The following is a 17,564-nucleotide window of genomic DNA, read 5'->3' on the forward strand; positions in this document are numbered from 1 at the left end:
CGTGTTTAATTTGAATGTTGCTTGCTTCCTTTTTCTCCCCAGCAGTCCACGTTTTTTAATCCTTTTACATTATCAATATGGAAGGATGGGTCTTTGCCGGCTTTCTTTTGCTTCATATAGTCATCAAGTGTATGGAAAGCAATTTTACCGAGCAGGGTGATCGCAATTAAGTTGATAATGGCCATCGAGCCCATGAATAAGTCCGCTAAGCTCCAGACGATATCAATCCCAACGACAGAGCCCCATAATACCATCGCAAGCACTGCCGCACGATAGAAGAACATCAACCCTTTGTTTGAATTCACAAAGAGAATGTTCGATTCCCCGTAATAGTAGTTTCCGATAATAGAGCTGAACGCAAATAATAGAATGGCAACTGCGATCAAATAGCTTGCCCAGCCGCCGATGTGGATATCAAGCGCTTCCTGAAGCAGTTCAATTCCAGTCAGGTCGCCTGTATAATTGCCGGCGAGGATAATAATAAATGCTGTTGCTGAACAAAGAACGATCGTATCAACGAAAACACCGAGTGTTTGAATAAGTCCTTGCTTAACAGGGTGACTGACATCCGCAGTTGCAGCCGCGTTCGGCACACTACCCATACCAGCCTCGTTGGAGAAGAGACCACGTTTAATCCCCATCATAACGGCAGCTCCAAGTCCGCCGCCAGCAATTTCTTGAATACCGAAAGCATGTAACACAATCGTACTAATTAAATCAGGAATCATCGTAATGTTCATCACAACAACGATAAGCGCAATCACAATATAAATTAACGCCATTACCGGTACAACGATTTGGGTGAAGTTTGCAATCCGTTTCAAACCGCCAAAAATAATGAGTGCAGAAAACACCATAATAACAATACCAAGCATAAAGCGGTTGATGCCGAATGCATTTTCAAATGCTAGTGTAATGGTATTCGCTTGCAGGGCGTTGAACACAAGCCCATAACAAAGTGTTAACAGTATCGAAAAGATAATCCCCATCCAGCGCTTGCCGAGTGCTTTTTCCATGTAATACGCAGGACCGCCTCGGAAATAGCCGTCTTCATCTCTTTCCTTATACACTTGCGCAAGGGTACTCTCAACAAAGCTTGTCGCAGCCCCAATTAACGCAATCAGCCACATCCAGAACACCGCACCAGGTCCGCCTGCAGCGATGGCTGTCCCGACACCTGCCATATTCCCCGTACCAACACGAGAAGCCGTACTGATTGAGAACGCTTGGAAGGAGGACACGCTTTTGTCGCTGTCACTTCCGGGATTGTCAGAAAGCACCTTAATCATTTCACCAAACAAACGAAATTGCACAAACTTTGTGCGGAACGTAAAATAAAGCCCTAACCCAATTAGAACGGCAATTAAGACATACGTCCATAAGAAAGTGTTCAATTCGCCTAGAATCTTTTCAAGTATTTCCATAAGTGCGACTCTCCTTTTATATAGGTAAAAATATATTAATAACTTTATCAATGTGAAAATAGTTTGTAAATATAATATTTATATGAAGGCTTATATTGTTACTTTAATAGATGAGTAATTGAAAAGTATTTGGTAGGATAGCACTTTTGAAACGCGTAAATTATGTCAGACTAGTTAAAAAGCCATAAACCGAGCGACTTTAATACAATTACCCGTAAAAAAATCATTTAAAACATTGACATAATGATACAAGTTGATGCATAATGATTAACAATATTTATTGCGTTGAAGAGGATTAGTAAACAGTCTCTGCGCTGTTAGAGAGTGGAACTCACCGGCTGAAAGGTTCCATCTGAGCACACTGTTGAACCTGCCTTTGAGCTGTTAGTGAAAGCTGACCGTATCGCCTGCGTTATAGGCGTTTTGAGCGGGCAGTATTTAACTGCCAACAAAGGTGGTACCGCGGAGATTCAAGTCTTTCCGTCCTTTCATAAGGACAGAAGGGCTTTTTTTTATTAAAAAGGGCAGAAATGGGCTTTTGATTAGGTCGAACCGCCTTTTTTAAGCGGATCTTCTCCTGTAATGGTTGATTTTTGACTAAATAATCAGTAAAATGTATAAATATTCATAAAGGATGGTTGGAATGACGAAAAAGCGAATCGTCGTCAAAATCGGAAGCAGTTCACTTACAAATGAAAAAGGTGGCTTATCAGAAGAAAAGCTAACAGAGCATGTTGAAGCACTTGCTAAATTAAAGCATGCAGGGCATGAAGTTGTATTGATTTCATCTGGTGCAGTTGCGGCTGGTTTTACAGACCTTGGTTATCCGTTGCGACCAATTACAATCGCAGGCAAGCAGGCGGCCGCAGCGGTCGGGCAGGGTCTATTGATGCAGGGCTATACCGACAAGTTCAAGCATCATCACATTGTAACAGCGCAAATGCTGTTAACGCGGCACAATTTTAATCAGAAGGAACAATACAGCAATGCTTATAATGCATTATCTGAGCTGTTGAAGCGGCGGGTGCTGCCCATTATTAATGAAAATGATTCGGTTGCAGTTGATGAGCTGACATTCGGTGACAATGATATGCTGTCAGCGCTTGTTGCCGGCATGGTTCACGCGGATATGCTGATTATTTTAACGGATGTCAATGGCTTATATGATAAGAACCCAAAAACAAATTCTGATGCGAAAAAATACGCATTTCTTCCTATGTTAGATCAGCACTTATTCAATGAAGCGTCCAGTGATTCTTCATCAGGTCTAGGCACAGGCGGAATGAAGTCGAAGATTGAAGCGGCGCAAACAGCACTTTCTGTCGGGATAAGCACCTTTATCGGAACGGGGAGCGGAGCGGATAAGCTGCTCGATATTCTTCAAGGAAAAGGGGATGGCACGTATATCGGCAATGCTGCTCAGCCGCATGTCAATAACACAAAGCAGTGGGTTAGCCTTCACTCCGACGTTAAAGGGATGATCGTTGTCGATGATGGCGCGAAAGAAGCGCTGCTGCTGCGGGGGAAAAGCCTTCTCGCCGCCGGGATTGTCGACATTAAAGGTGAATTTGTGCCAGGTGATGTCGTGGAAGTTGCAGATGAACAGCTCAAGCCATTCGGTAAAGGGCAAGTGAATTATTCAAATACAGAACTTAAGACAATTAAAGGCTTATCAAGCGATGAAGCGAAGCAGCTTGTCGAACGCGCAAGCAATGTTGTCATTCATCGTAATCAATGGGTAGAGCGGGGAAGGGAGCAGGTGTTGAAATGACAAATGTAACAGCAAAGAGCAGTGAATTAATTGAAAAAGCAAAGCTTCTACAGCAAGTGAGCGGGGAAATGGCTGTCAAATCAACGGATGAGAAAAACGAAGCGTTACACGTTATCGCAGACGAGCTAATCGCCCAAACGGATTTTATTTTACATGAAAATGAAAAGGACTTACAGGCTGGGAAAGAAAAAGGCATTAGTGAATCATTGTTAGACCGATTGGCACTGTCGAAGGAACGGATTGCGGATATGGCCGATGCGTTGAAGCAGTTAACAGAGCTTGCTGACCCAATCGATGAAGTAATCACGGAGTGGACGCGGCCAAATGGCTTACAAATAAAGCAGGTACGCGTGCCGCTCGGTGTGATTGGAATGATCTATGAAGCACGCCCGAATGTAACGGTAGACGCAACAAGCCTTTGCTTAAAAACAGGAAATGCCGTCTTGCTGCGCGGAAGCTCTTCCGCTGCATATTCGAACCAGGCGCTTGTCAGTGTCATTCATGCGGCACTTGAGAAATCAGCTCTTCCGAAAGAAGCGGTTCAGCTGTTACATGATACAAGCAGGGAAACAGCATCCGAAATGTTCAAGCTGAATGAGTACTTGGATGTGCTCATTCCACGCGGCGGGGCAGGTCTTATTAAAACGGTTGTCCAAAATGCCAGTGTACCAGTATTAGAAACAGGTGTCGGCAACTGTCACGTTTATCTTGATGAATCAGCAAAAGAGGATATGGGGGTTGCAATTGCTGTCAACGCAAAGACACAGCGCCCATCTGTTTGTAACGCTGCCGAAAGTATTCTCGTGCATGAAGCATGGGCTGAGAAACATTTAGCAGCACTTGTTGCCGCATTACAAGAAAAGAACGTTGAAATCCGCGGCTGTGAGAAAGCGACACAGCTTGTAGACGGTCTTATCCCAGCGACGGAAGAGGACTGGGGAACAGAATTTCTAGACTATATCGTTTCATTGAAAGTTGTCACGAATGTTCAAGGTGCTGTCGCGCATATCAATCAATATGGTACAAAGCATACCGAGGCGATCGTCTCTGAAACAGCAGAAAACGTTGATTATTTCTTCAAACGCGTCGATGCTGCTGCGCTTTATCATAACGCATCAACCCGCTTCACCGACGGATTTGAATTCGGGTTCGGCGCAGAAATTGGGATCAGCACGCAAAAGCTCCATGCCCGCGGACCGATGGGACTGCCAGCGCTAACATCCGCAAAGTATGTTGTGGAGGGCACAGGTCAATTAAAGTAACAAAAACTTACAAAAAGGATGAGGACGATGAAATTATCGAAAGCCGTCGTGACGGATATTGAGCCGATTTTTGATATGATTGCTTCTTATGCAAAGGAAGGCTTGCTGCTTCCGCGTACAAAGCTGTCACTCTATGAAAATATACAATGTATGACAGTCGCAAAAGAAGCGGGTGAAGTGGTTGGCTGCGGCGGCCTTCATGTCCTCGGCCATGACCTTGCTGAAATTCGCTCGCTCGTTGTGGCCCCGAACCAAAAGGGCAAAGGAACAGGAAAAGCAATCGTTGAGAAGCTGATGGAGGAAGCGGCATCTCTTGGTGTTGAACACGTCTTCTCAATGACCTATCAAGTCGGTTTCTTTGAAAAATGTAACTTCGAGCTTGTGGAAAACAAAGACCAGATGCCAGAGAAGATTTGGAAAGACTGCTTGAAATGCCCGAAGCTTCGCAACTGTGATGAAAACGCAATGATTCGCCGCACAACTGCGATTGTTTCCGTGCCATCAAAGCGATTTGCGAGTATGTAGACAATAAGGTTTAAGTAAAACGCAGCCGACGTGCTGCGTTTTTTCTATTTGGTTAAATGAATGTTCTTTCGTGCATACTCATTTTATCTTTTCGAACACTTGTATGCTACGATTTGAATTGAGAAATACTTACAAAAAAGGGAAGCGGGGCATTGGGCGTGCCGCCTCCGCATTTCGTGAGGAGGGAAATTCTTGTGTTTGATGAGTTAAGTAAAGTTGATCATCGGCCGTATGCGTTGCCTGTTTCATCGTGGGTGATGACTCAGACGTGGGAGGATTTGCTTTTTATGCATTGGCCGCTTCCGGTGGATGTACTGCGTCCGTTCATTCCTGAACAGCTTGAAGTCGATACGTTTGACGGGAAGGCGTGGATTGCGGTTGTCCCGTTTTATATGAATCATATTCAGCTGCGTGGGCTGCCGGAAGTTCCTGGAGCTAGGTCATTTCTTGAATTAAATGTCCGCACGTATGTGAAGTATCGGAATCAATCAGGTGTTTATTTCTTCAGCTTGGATGCCAATCATCTTCCAGCTGTTATGGTCGCTCGGTCCATCTTTCATTTGCCATATTTAACAGCCAAAATGACAATGAAAAAAGCTGAGTCAGCCATTCAGCTTGCAAGTGTCCGGAGTCATCGCGGTTTCTCGAAATCAGCGCTTGATTTGTCTTATCGCCCTGTGTCAGAATCTTATTCCGCTTCCTACGGGTCAATTGAGCATTGGCTGACCGAGCGGTATTGCTTATTTACCGTTAAGAAAAACAACGTCTACCGCGGTGATATTCATCATATAAAATGGAGCTTGCAGGTGGCTGAAGCGGACATTCGAAAAAATACGCTTGTGCCGTTCATTCAAGAACAGCCTTATTTCAACGAGAAGCCGCTGCTCCATTATTCCAAGCATATCCGCGCTTTCATCTATCCGATGAGCAAAGTAAAAGGCTGACAATGCAGTCAGCCTTTATCGTTTTGTCGCAGTTCATCAAGCGTATAATGAGTCCCTCGCCAAAGAATTCCGTTTCGTTTCTTCGTTAAAATCGCCGCACGAACGATCGTATAAATAAAAAGAAGCGTCAAGATTGGCATCACGATAAAATGAACAGGCGGTGCGCCAGCCATTTGCCTTGTCGTAAGTGTATAAAGAAGAAACATTAACACAATCGTACTTCCGCTGACCCACATTTGCATTGGTGTACCTGCAAATAGCATGACGAAAGGGAGCAGGTGAGAGACTGTGATTCCGACTGCGGCAACTGCAACCATCCAATACCGGTAATACAGCCCGGCTAATGTGTTCTTTTCAAGTCCGCGAATCGCGTCAGTTAAGGAATTGTACCAGTTAACCTTAATGAGCGACATCGCGGTAAGAAGGCGTTGTTTTTCACCAGCTTTTTTCACGTGTACGCCCATTTGTAAGTCATCGTCAGGACGCATCGCAATCGCTTCATGAGTGCCAATGCGTTCATACGCTGAGCGCGTCAGCAAATTAAAAGCACCAATCCCCATTGCTACACGCGAACGGTCGTCATTTGCTTTCCAAGGCCGTTTGAAATATCCAAATCCAAATAAGAAGAAATAAATAAAACCCTGCAGCCAAAAGGTGTTAGCAGTAAGCTGTGGCGCAATTGTTACATGACCAACACCTGTCTGACGGATATACGAAACAGCTCGTTGAAAGGCTGTTTTTTCATACAGTACATCAGCATCGGTGAACAACAAGTAATCCCCGTTTGCTTGTTGATAGCCGTTGTAAAGAGCATGGTTTTTGCCGAGCCAGCCAGATGGAAGGGAGTTGATATGAACTGGCTGAACGCGCAGGTCTTCTGCTGCCAGCAATTCAATTATCTCGCCAGTGCGGTCGGTAGAGCGGTCATTCACGACAATCCATTCTACATTTCGGTAGTTTTGCTGTAGCTGTGAGCGTATGCTTTGTTCAATGGCTTGCTCCTCATCCCGTGCAGCAATAATGACAGAAAGCAGTGGCTCCTCCGTTGCAGGTCTGCTGTCTTCAAGCCGTGGAAGCCTGCGTAAGCCGATAGCGGCATCGATTAGTGCAACGAACCAAAAGAGTGCGATGATGATTAACAAAATCAGCATGAATTTTTCCTCCTAAGCCCGGGTTGCATTTAGTATAAAACAAACAAGGAAAAAGATGAAAAGACAATACGCTGTGAACGAAAAAAACCGCTGCTCTCCTCTTGGTGAGGAAGACAGCGGATGTGCCTATCCGAAAAGCTGAATGATAAACAGCATAAATAATAAACCGAGTATGAAGGAGTAAGTCGCAGGGCGTTCATTTCCATCTCCATGACTTTCTGGAATCAGCTCTTTATAAATAATAAACAGCATGGCACCAGCAGCGAAAGCAAGACCATAAGGCACAAGCCAGCTAATATACGAAGTCATAAAATAACCAGCAAGACTTGCAAAGATTTCAACCGCACCTGTGAGCGTAGCGATAAGAAGTGCAACGTACTTGCTGAGCCGTTGATTGGCGAGAAATAACGCAACAAGAAAGCCTTCAGGAGCGTTTTGAAACCCAATCGCAATGGCGACAAGGTTTCCGGCATCCGACACCGTGGAGGCATAGCTGACACCGACAGACAAGCCTTCAGGAATGTTGTGCAGCGTGATTGCCGCTACGACAAGCAATGCTTTTTGTTCAATCTGGATGCCGCTTTTTGTATGCTCTAAGTCAATGTGCGGAATGTTTTTTTCAAGCGTTGTTAAGGCTCCGACACCGAGCAGAAGGCCGATTGCTGTCGGATAGAAGCCGCCATTTGCAAGCGCCTCAGGAATCAAGCTGAGCAGCGCCGCAGCCATCATAACCCCAGCTGTAAAAGCTAAAAGCATATCACGCCAACGATGGGTTACATTTTGCAGGAATAGAATCGGCAATGCCCCAAGCCCTGTCGAGAGCGCAGATAGGATACTGCCCATTAATACTTCATTCATTGTAAGAAACCTCTGTCAATAGTCATTTTTTCTATGTATATGGCCCACGTTTCAATAATGTGCTAATTTCTAAAGTAAAACGAATGAACAGCATAAGCAAGTATTTTATTTCAGAAAATGAAAAAAAGCCCATGACTAAGGCATGTGCTTTTCCATAATGTTTTGTGAGCGGGCTGCGCGAGTTGCTTCCGACGCACAGGACGTACTAGCGTCGGTGTTGAAACAGGACGTTTCGAACTTAACCGACGTTCCTTTTAATGCTTCGAGGCAAAGAGCGCCTCTATGCGTGAAGCTTCCAGCAATCGGACAGCCTAACCGCCTTTCTCCGCTTTCGACGCACAGGATGTGCTAGTGCAGGCGTTGTCACAGGACGTGACGTTCTTAGCCAGCGTTCCTTTGATCCAGCTACGGCGGCTAGGGGCTCGAGGTCATAAGTCAGCCTGCTGCGGGAACAAAGGGCGGTTCCCTCCACATTCTGTCTTATGCTTGTCGCCCCTGTTCAAACCGCCTCCGCTTTTCTTATGACGCGGTGTGGAAGCGTTTGACGATGCTTTGTAGTTTGGCGGCGTCTTCTGAGAGGAGGGAGGATTCTTTGGCGAGGTGGTGGACGCCTTCGATATGCTCGCTCATTGTTTCGGTTGTTTCATTAACGAGTGTTGTGAAATCGTGAGCAATGTCGTTTATTTCATCTATAATACCTTGGAGGTTCCGTCCGTCCATGTTGACGGATTGGGTTGTTTCTCGGTTGCGGCTGACAAGTTCTTTTGTTTCCATGCTTGATTTCTTCAGTCCTTCAATTGCATTGCCTGCTTGTGAGACAAGTTCTACTCCCGCGGAAATGGACTGGACATTTTCTGCAACTTGACTGACTGCTTCTTCTAGGTCTCGCCGAGTTTCAGCGAGTGAGGCTAAAATGTCGCTTGCAAATGTATTTGTTCCTTCTGCTAGTTTGCGCACTTCCTGGGCGACAACAGCAAACCCTTTTCCAGCATCGCCTGCACGGGCTGCTTCAATAGAGGCATTCAAGGCGAGTAAGTTTGTTTGCTCCGCAATATCTGTGATAGAGGCAACTTTTCGCATGACATTATCTGCCTCCGCAGAGACATTTCGAATCTTTTCGGCAGTTTTTGTAACGGAATCTTGAATGGTTTGCATTTGATTTTGTGTGTGGAGAACTGCTTTTTCACCTTCTTCTGCGGTTGCTAGAGAAATATCTGCTCCTTTTTCAGCATGTTCAACCTCCTGCTGCATAGCCATTACACGGCTCATCATCGTTTGCACCATTTCCTGTGCTTTTTTCACTTCATCACGCTGTTTCAGTGAGCCGTTTTTGAACGTTTCCATCGTCGCTGACAGCTCTTCAAAGGCTTCTGAAAGCCGCTGTGCTTCTAAGCGTTGGTCTTCACTAATATGATCAACGGATGAAGCGGCTTTATCAAGCTCACGCATAATATTTTGAAATCCGATAATCATTTTATTAATCTCGTAACCAGTTTGATGGAACCGATTGCGGGCCCCGATGGTTTTCACTTCTTTTGTTAAATCACCAGACGAAACACCACGTGTAACAGAATACCAGTGCTTAAGCCGGTTCATAATCGAAAAATAGAACCAAATTGCTAAAATAAACCCAGACAGAAAGGTTGCAAGGGTAACAGCTAGTATCTTTGCAGCTGGAAGTCCTAAAGCAACGCTTGTAAGTCCGACAGCCGTTGAAGGAATAAGATTGAGTGAACCAAACATTAAGCCAATAAAAGGTCGATGAATGATTCGGCCGAGCCGAAGATTATAGCGTGTGCCGTCTTCACCAGTCAGAATTGGACAAGAAGCGTCGACAAGCACCTCACCAGTGTTACGGTGATACAGCTGAAGAAGTGGTTCAAGGGTAGCTGCCGCACGCTGACCTACTTCATCAGGAAAAGTCATCTGTTCGCGAAGTCGGTTCGTATTGATAATGACGAAACCGCTTTCAGTTGTAACCGCAAGATATTCATCATCATTTAATTCTTCATCCATTACATTTCGGATGGCATCGGCTTGTTCTGTTATTGATTTTCTCTTATCCCAAGTAAGTTGCAAGGTTTCCGCAACCTCTTGCACGCGCCTAAGCGCACCTCTGGCATCCTTTGTTTTTAAAAGCCTGCTCAATGAAAATCACCTCGTATACAGGGAAATAATGTATGATCACGAATCAATTGCTCGTTTTTTCACAAATGAAGCGTTTACATATAAATAACCTATTCGCTAGTTAACCTAATTTTTCCTTTTTTAAATTAAAAATATTTAGAAAATTTTATTCGGTGTTCCTCAATAATGAAGAGAGGGTATAAGATAAGTTATAATCATCCGAGAAGAAAACAAAAGAATGGGGAAAAAAAGTGAGGGATAAGCTTGGAAGTTTGGATTCGGATCTTAGCAAATATGGTCAATGATATGCATGACCTCTTATTATTTCTTTCACGCAGACTCGGACTTCATCTGACCGATAAGGACCTTCATTTCTGGTTGATGGGAATACTGGGAATGGGGTGCTTCTTCATTGTTAATCGCATATTTCGTGTGCTGGCAAAATGGAGCATCCAAGCCGTGTCATTTACTTATACGGTGACAGTTCTTATGGTCATTATGTTTGCGATTGAAATACAACAAAAGATTACGAACCGAGGAAATATGGAATTTGCCGATATTGTTGTCGGCCTCTGGGGGTTTATCGTTTTATTCGCTGTGTACCTTTTTATCCTCGGTATCTTTTATTTAGGAAAATATGTCCGCAAGAAACGACAATTAAAGAACGATGATACGATGAGCAGACAAGCGCGTCGAAAGAATCCTTTTTTCTAAAATTTGAAACCTTTTCTATTCATTTTTCGACAATGTTAATAGGAAAGGGGATTTTGTAGATGAAAAAGCTGTTCATCCTGTGTGCAGTGTTGTTGTTAGCAGCCTGCAGTGGTGGAGGAGCTGGCGACGAGTCAGCTAATGATGTATCAACGAGTGAAAGTATGGATAAAGAAATGGCGGCTTCAACTGAAGAAAGTGAAGCAGCACAAACAGAAGAAATGAAAATGGGACAAACGGCACAAACAGAGCGAATGGTTGCTTATGAAAGTCACCTTCAGCTTGCTGTGAAAAATGTGGAAAGTGTCCTTGAAACCTTTGAAGAAAAAGTAAAGCAGTCAGGCGGCTATGTTGTCGAATCATCGATTTCCACAGAAGGCAGCACAAAACGTGCCTATCTGCAAGCTCGCGTTCCAAGTGGGAAATTCGATAGCTACCTTGCATACGTCGAGGAAAATAGTGAACGTGTCATCGACCGAAATGTACGTGGAGAAGATGTGACCGAAGAATATGTCGACTTAGAATCACGCTTGAAAGCAAAACGAACCGTCGAAAAGCGGCTTCTCTCATTCATGGAAAAAGCCGAAAAAACAGAAGATTTACTGAAAATCTCGAATGACTTAGCGCGTGTACAGGAAGAAATTGAACAAGTCGAGGGCCGAATGAAATATTTGAAAAACCGGACAGATTATGCGCTTGTAAGCCTCTCGATGGAAGACACAAATGTAAAGGTGCCGAAAGTGAAAGATAATGAAGAGCTGCAAACAGGGCAGAAAATCAAACAAGCCTTTGCCTCCTCAATCAATGGCATTGCTGTCTTCTTCTCAGCAATCGCCGTTTTCCTCATCGGTTTTTCACCTGTGTTGCTGATAATCGGGGTTGTTGGTGGAGTTGTGTATCTGGTAATGAAGAAAAGAAGAAAGAAATAAGGAAAAGCTCATCCGTGGTGGATGAGCTTTTTTGGTGTGTTGGTAATCGGACAGCCTGAACGCCTTTCTCCGCTTTTCTATTTTCCAGCTGCGGCGAATAGAAACTTGTGTTGCTTCACCTTCCCGCTCCGAGGCAAAGAGCGCCTCTAAGCGTGAAGGCTCCAGCAAACAAGGTTTCTGAGCGATTCGCCTCCGCTTTTCTTATTCAAAACTGCTTGATGATTGGAACATGTAGTTTTTGTGGTGGAAGCGGATGCTGAAGATGATGCCCATGGCGAGCATGTTGGCCATGAGGGAGCTTCCTCCGTAGCTGATAAATGGCAGTGGGATACCAGTAATCGGTACGAGCTGAATTGTCATCCCAACGTTTTGGAACACATGGAACGCAAGCATGCTGATGATTCCTGTGCAAATATAGACGTTGAACTCTTGATTAGTTGCGAGTGAAATTTTAATAAGATGATAAATCAACATGAAAAATAAGCTGACAACAAAGCTTGCGCCGATAAAACCAAATTCTTCACCAATGACACTAAAGATAAAGTCGGTGTGACTTTCAGGAATGTACACTTGACGGTCACCGACACCTTTTCCTGTCAGCATCCCAGACCCGATGGCACGTAGAGATTTAATTAAATGATAGCCATTTGATGTCTGGTAATTATGCGGGTCAAGCCATGCGTAGATTCGGCCTAGTTGATAGGTTTGTACGCCAAGTATGTTTTGCAAAAGCTGCGGCGCTTTAAGAACGAGCAAGAATACGCTGATTCCAAATGCGGCAATAATGCCGTATATCGGAACGAGAAGCTTCCAGGTAATGCCTGATACGATTAACATCCCGGTAAGAATCGCGATAAAAACGAGCGATGTACCAAGGTCAGGCTGCTGCATAATTAGCAACAGTGGCAGGCCGGTTGTTAAGCCCACTTTCCCTAATAGAAGCAAATCAGATTGAAGTGACTTGCTTATATATCGTTTGTGGTGGTCGGAAATGACTTTGCTAAGCGCAAGCACTAAGAAAATTTTCATAAACTCTGACGGCTGGACCGATCCGACACCGGGAATTTCGAACCAGCTTTTTTGTCCGTTCCGAATCGGTGCAATGCTGTATGGGGCAATGATTAACACAAACAGCAAAAAGTTTCCAAACCCATATAAATACCACGTAAGCTTCTTATATTGGTCGGTATCAAAAAACGTCATCGCCGCGATAATAAAAGAGCCGACAACATACCAAACAATTTGCTTAATTACAAAGTTTTGTCCGTATTGGTCTGTGCTTTGGGCACTCCAGATGGCAATGCAGCTGACCATACAGAACAGCAGTAACAAAAAGATTAATTGCCAGTCAATTCGTTCAGTTATTCGTTTTTCCATTTTTATAAGCACCTGACATTCTAAAAATTGTGGTCGCATGTTGAATTTACCGAAAAAGTTGACTTCTGTCAAAAGGAAGCAATAAAACAGAAAAAATCAACTTATATAACAAAGTAATTTATACCAAATTTGTAGTATGATAGAATGAGGTTTTGTAAAATCATATGATCACCAGATGTATGGAGGTAAATAGTGTGAAAAGCATGAAACAGAAACTAATGCTGATTTTTTCAGTGTTAATTGTGGCTGTGCTGCTTGTTCAAGGCCTTGTTGGGGTTTTCATTTCAAGGTCTGAGCTTGAAAAGCAGGCAAAAAGTACAATGAAACTTCAGTCACAGGAACTAGCAAATTCATTAAATGGGATGGAAGAAAGTATTCAGGTTCTTCGAGAAACCGCCTATTCAAAATACGACCAAATGATTCAAGAGCAGGTCGACAATGCCGTTTCGATCGTGAATCATTATTATACACTTGCGAGAAATGGAAAGATGAATGAAGCCGAGGCAAAAGTTGAGGCACTCAACGTTCTTCGAAGTGCTAGATATGGTGAGAACGGCTACTTTTGGGTTGATAATACCGACTATCAACTGCTTCTGCTTCCGCCTTCACCTGAAAAAGAAGGGATGAACCGCGAAGATGTGCAAGATGTCAACGGAAAGCGGATGGTGAAGGACTTGGTTGACGGTGCAGTGAAAGACGGGGAAACCTTTGTCGATTATCATTTTCCGAAGCTCGGTTCAGAAGAAGCCTATCCGAAGCGCGGCTATACGCAGCTATTTAAGCCGTGGGGCTGGGTAGTCGGCACTGGAAACTATGTCGATGATATCGAAGCTGCGATGACGCATGCTGAGCAAGAAGCTCGCGCACATTTTTTGAAATCAATTGAAGCGCAAGGCGAAAATGGTGAAGCAGGTGTCATTGCGGCTGATGGAAAGGTTCTTTTTTATTCAGATCCTTCATTAAATGGCAAGAAAGTGGACATGGTAAACGAACTTACAGGGCAGAGCCTTATGGAGGATATCCAGCGTTCTGAAAATGACTACCTTGCTTATGAGCCGAAGCGTGAAGGCGCAAGTGAATATTTAGCCTATGTCGATTATGATGAGAAGAATAAGCGCTATATCTTTGTTGCGAAAGATAAAGGCGTCGTCTTTGAAGCAGTACAGCGGGCAACGTGGATGTCCATTATTATGCTAGCGGTTGGCGGAGTGCTGACATTAGCGATTAGCTACTGGATTGCAACATCGCTTGTTAAACCGATTATTCATTTAAAAGAAGTGAGTCTAAAGGTAAGCGAAGGAAATCTTAATACAAAGGCTGAAATTGAACGCCAAGATGAACTTGGTACGCTTGCACTTGCCTTTAATGATATGGTTGCCAATTTGCGTACGCTTGTAAAAGGTTCACGAGAAATTGCCGAAACAGTGGACGGCACAACGGTTCATTTAAAAGAAATGATCGGCCAGTCGACGGCTGCGATTGATCAAGTATCAGCAGCGGTTGAGGAAATCGCGGCAGGGGCAATGAATCAGTCCGAGCACGCTGAAGAAAGCGTGAAAAAAGCGGGTGAATTAGACCGAAATGCCCGTCAAATTGAAGCGGACTCAGCTGTTATGCAAGAGAATGCCAAAGAAATGAAGCGACTGAATCACCACGGAATGGAGGCCTTTCATTTGCTTCTTAAGAAGCAGCAATCAAGTCAGCAGGCTGTTTGCAAGCTTCATGAGGTGATTTCTCATCTAGACCAAGAAATGAAAACCATTCATTCATTTACAACACTGATTTCCGATATCGCAGCCCAAACCAACCTTCTTGCTTTAAACGCAGCGATTGAAGCAGCACGGGCCGGCGAAGCGGGAAAAGGATTTGCAGTAGTGGCAGAAAAAGTGCGTGAACTTGCTGAAGAAAGCAACAAATCAGCTCATGAAATCCAAGAAGTAATCCGGTCTGTTGATAGTGATATGCACAACGCTACAACGGTCATGGCAGAAGCGTTGCAAACATTTGATGAACAAACCGAAACCGTAGAAGAGACCGAAACCGTCTTCCAGCAGCTCGAATCAGCTATCTCAGAAACAAGCACAAAAATCGAGCATGTCTACCACCTCGTTCATAAGCTTGAAGACTTGAAAGAAAGCATTACAGAGGCGATGCAGCACATGAACGAAGTAACCGAAGAAACGGCTTCCTCAACAGAAGAAGTCACAGCAAGCGTCGAAGAACAAAACGCATCCATGCAAGAAATTCATGCAAGCATCCAAGAACTAACCAAACAAGCCCAACACCTAAAAAATACAATTAACCAATTTGAATTATAAAAGCAGATTCTCCGCAGCTAGATAAAAGGAACGCTGGCTAAAAACGTCACGTCCTGTGACAACGCCAGCACTAGCACGTCCTGTGCGTCGAAAGCGGAGGCGCCTTGCTCAGGGGCGACAAGCATAAGGCAGAATGTGGAGGGGACCGCCCTTTGTCCCCGCAACAGTCTGACTTATGACCTCGAGCCCCTAGGCGCCGCAGCTGGATAAAAGAAAAGCGTAGAAAGGCGTTAAGGCTGTCCGATTGCTGGAACCTTCACACAGAGAAAGCCGAACTTTGCTTTCGGCGTGGGAAGGTGAAGCAACTCGCGCAGCCTGCCTTTCGCAGCTGGACATCAAAGGAACGCTGGCTAAAAACGTCACGTCCTGTGACAACGCCAGCACTAGCACGTCCTGTGCGTCGAAGGCGTTTAGCCTGTCCGATTGCTGGAGCCTTCACGCATAGAGGCTCTCTTTGCCTCGGGGCATTAAAAGGACCCAGCACCTGCATTATTTGCAGGCTGCTGGGTTTTGTTTGTGGTTATCGTAGTAACAGCTTTTGCTTTCTTGCTTGCATATTTTTTTCATATGAGCAGCTGCTTCACTGATTTCTTCGACTGTTTTATATGTATTATACTTGTTCGTTACGACTGCAATGGAGAGGGAGACGAGCGGGATTTCACAATATATGCCGTTACGGTCTTTTGTAAAGACAAAGCCGCGTCTGTGGTCATGTTCTTCATAAAAAGAAGGAAGGTGCAGTGTGAAATCTTCAAGTATTCCTTCACAAATCGATTGGTAGTCATGATGATGAAGGACTGCGAGAAAATCATCGCCACCGATGTGACCGATAAAATCACCATTATTTTCGTTCAAATGTTTTTTTAATATCGCAGCCGTAGTCTGAATCAGCTTATCTCCTTGCTGAAAGCCGTAAGTATCGTTATAGGCTTTAAAGCGGTCAAGATCGAGATAAAGAATCGCATATGATGGCTTCATTAAAGCTGTTTGCAGTGCTTCTGTAATCGATGCATTCCCAGGCAATCCTGTTAGTGGGTTTGTCGTTCTCGCAACTGCTGTTTGGATTTCTGCAAATTTTATTAATAACGTTCGGATGCTGACAATACCAGCAAACAGTTTGTCTTTTACAACAATAACGTAATCATAGAGACAATCTTGCGGGCGGTTCATCGCCATCGCGCTGACTTCGGTAATAGGCGTATTGGCTTGAACAATAAGAGGGTTTTCTTCCATTAAAAGCTGAATCGGCCTGCCCATAAATACATCAAACCCGTACTTCATAGAAATCTTCTGATAAAACTTTACTTTCGTAACGAGCCCAATCGGCACTCCTTCATCTAATACGACAGAGCCTTCAAGATGTTCGCGCTCTTTAAAAAGGCGATCAACATCTTTGCTTAACATGTCAGGGTGAAGCACCGGAATTCGTTCAGCAATCTCCCCTATGCTTGTTTGCACCATTCTCGTTTCGCTCCCTTATCTTAGAACCGTGTCGGATTAGCCATTCACAGAATAAAAAGGACGAGCACTGCGCTGCGTCCTTTGAAGAATGACTACTCTTATTCTATTGTAAAGGATTTTTGGTTTACGGAACATTAAGGTTTTGTAAATTTATTGGAAATAACTATAACGATTGGGCTAGAACATTGACTTTACTGTTTTTGTTTCAGGATTTACAATATACCAGCCGAGTGTAGCGTTATGCTCGGTTTCTTTTCCTTCATCAATCACGTCATAAACGTGAATAATATAGTTTCCACTGTCCATATGGTCGAACTTTACTTTCGTTGAATCAGACTTCGACAATTGCAGCTGGGTTAGAACGAGTGTTTCAGCCTCTGTTTCTGTTAATTTATCTTGTGGTTCTTTTTGTTTTTGTTCATTTTGTGGAGTTGACTTTGTTTCTTCTGGCTGCTTCTCTTCTTGATTAGCCGGTTCTTCAGTGCTTTCTTCTGAAGCAGGTTCCTGTTCCTGTTCCTTTTCCTCTTGTTCTTGTTGAATTTCTTCTTGTTGGTTTTCTTGTTCCGCTTCAGGGGCTGGATTTTCGGTTGTGGAATTGGAGCAAGATACAAGTATAAGTGTGAGTAGAATAAAAATAAGATTGCGCATAAACTTCCCTCCTTAGTATTATTATGACATATAATTTCTATATATATGAGAATTAATA

Annotated in this window: 14 protein-coding genes and 1 other annotated feature; of the genes, 7 read left to right on the forward strand and 7 right to left on the reverse strand. The window is 44.0% G+C overall.

Annotated features, from left to right (window positions below; translation table 11 throughout):
• Nucleotides 1-5: 5 nt before the first annotated feature.
• Nucleotides 6-1,424, reverse strand: coding sequence for an alanine/glycine:cation symporter family protein (locus tag LC040_03915; GenBank protein WLR52070.1), 1,419 nt, complete (start codon nt 1,422-1,424; stop codon nt 6-8).
• Between the two features lie 276 nt (nt 1,425-1,700).
• Nucleotides 1,701-1,915: a binding site (T-box leader), on the forward strand.
• Between the two features lie 152 nt (nt 1,916-2,067).
• On the opposite strand from LC040_03915, the gene proB reads away from it, so the two are divergent.
• From proB to LC040_03935, 4 genes are all read left to right on the forward strand, one after another.
• Complete coding sequence (gene proB / locus LC040_03920) at nt 2,068-3,195, forward strand: glutamate 5-kinase (GenBank protein ID WLR52071.1); 1,128 nt, start codon at nt 2,068-2,070, stop codon at nt 3,193-3,195.
• Entirely contained in the window at nt 3,192-4,457 is a 1,266-nt protein-coding gene (locus LC040_03925) for a glutamate-5-semialdehyde dehydrogenase (protein WLR52072.1), read from the forward strand. The genes proB and LC040_03925 overlap by 4 nt, the downstream gene beginning before the upstream one ends.
• A gap of 27 nt (nt 4,458-4,484) precedes the next feature.
• Entirely contained in the window at nt 4,485-4,982 is a 498-nt protein-coding gene (locus LC040_03930; protein WLR52073.1) for an N-acetyltransferase, read from the forward strand.
• A 194-nt stretch (nt 4,983-5,176) separates the two neighbouring features.
• The gene (locus LC040_03935; GenBank protein ID WLR52074.1) at nt 5,177-5,926 is read left to right on the forward strand and encodes a DUF2071 domain-containing protein; all 750 of its coding nucleotides are present in this window, start codon (nt 5,177-5,179) and stop codon (nt 5,924-5,926) included.
• A gap of 8 nt (nt 5,927-5,934) precedes the next feature.
• Here LC040_03935 and LC040_03940 read toward each other — a convergent pair whose 3' ends face one another.
• The 3 genes from LC040_03940 to LC040_03950 form a co-directional block, all read right to left on the reverse strand.
• Nucleotides 5,935-7,077 (reverse strand): glycosyltransferase family 2 protein, encoded by a 1,143-nt coding sequence (locus LC040_03940; GenBank protein ID WLR52075.1) that lies wholly within the window; start codon nt 7,075-7,077, stop codon nt 5,935-5,937.
• A gap of 126 nt (nt 7,078-7,203) precedes the next feature.
• Complete coding sequence (locus LC040_03945) at nt 7,204-7,935, reverse strand: ZIP family metal transporter (protein ID WLR52076.1); 732 nt, start codon at nt 7,933-7,935, stop codon at nt 7,204-7,206.
• Nucleotides 7,936-8,454: 519 nt separating this feature from the next.
• Entirely contained in the window at nt 8,455-10,014 is a 1,560-nt protein-coding gene (locus tag LC040_03950; GenBank protein ID WLR52077.1) for a methyl-accepting chemotaxis protein, read from the reverse strand.
• A 312-nt stretch (nt 10,015-10,326) separates the two neighbouring features.
• Between LC040_03950 and LC040_03955 the strand changes: the two genes are divergently transcribed.
• Together LC040_03955 and LC040_03960 are read left to right on the forward strand one after the other, a co-directional pair.
• On the forward strand, nt 10,327-10,776 hold the full coding sequence (locus tag LC040_03955) for a hypothetical protein (protein ID WLR52078.1): 450 nt from the start codon (nt 10,327-10,329) through the stop codon (nt 10,774-10,776).
• A 59-nt stretch (nt 10,777-10,835) separates the two neighbouring features.
• Nucleotides 10,836-11,702, forward strand: a complete 867-nt coding sequence (locus tag LC040_03960) for a DUF4349 domain-containing protein (protein ID WLR52079.1) — start codon at nt 10,836-10,838, stop codon at nt 11,700-11,702.
• A 201-nt stretch (nt 11,703-11,903) separates the two neighbouring features.
• Here LC040_03960 and LC040_03965 read toward each other — a convergent pair whose 3' ends face one another.
• The gene (locus LC040_03965; GenBank protein WLR52080.1) at nt 11,904-13,079 is read right to left on the reverse strand and encodes an FtsW/RodA/SpoVE family cell cycle protein; all 1,176 of its coding nucleotides are present in this window, start codon (nt 13,077-13,079) and stop codon (nt 11,904-11,906) included.
• 203 nt (nt 13,080-13,282) lie between these two features.
• Here LC040_03965 and LC040_03970 point away from each other — a divergent pair, with 203 nt between their 5' ends.
• Nucleotides 13,283-15,397, forward strand: coding sequence for a methyl-accepting chemotaxis protein (locus LC040_03970; GenBank protein WLR53183.1), 2,115 nt, complete (start codon nt 13,283-13,285; stop codon nt 15,395-15,397).
• A gap of 489 nt (nt 15,398-15,886) precedes the next feature.
• Here LC040_03970 and LC040_03975 read toward each other — a convergent pair whose 3' ends face one another.
• Nucleotides 15,887-16,858, reverse strand: coding sequence for a GGDEF domain-containing protein (locus LC040_03975; GenBank protein WLR52081.1), 972 nt, complete (start codon nt 16,856-16,858; stop codon nt 15,887-15,889).
• 177 nt (nt 16,859-17,035) lie between these two features.
• Nucleotides 17,036-17,506 (reverse strand): hypothetical protein, encoded by a 471-nt coding sequence (locus tag LC040_03980; protein ID WLR52082.1) that lies wholly within the window; start codon nt 17,504-17,506, stop codon nt 17,036-17,038.
• Between the last annotated feature and the right edge of the window lie 58 nt (nt 17,507-17,564).

This window comes from Bacillus tianshenii, from assembly GCA_020524525.2.
Taxonomy (GTDB): domain Bacteria; phylum Bacillota; class Bacilli; order Bacillales; family Bacillaceae_N; genus Bacillus_AV.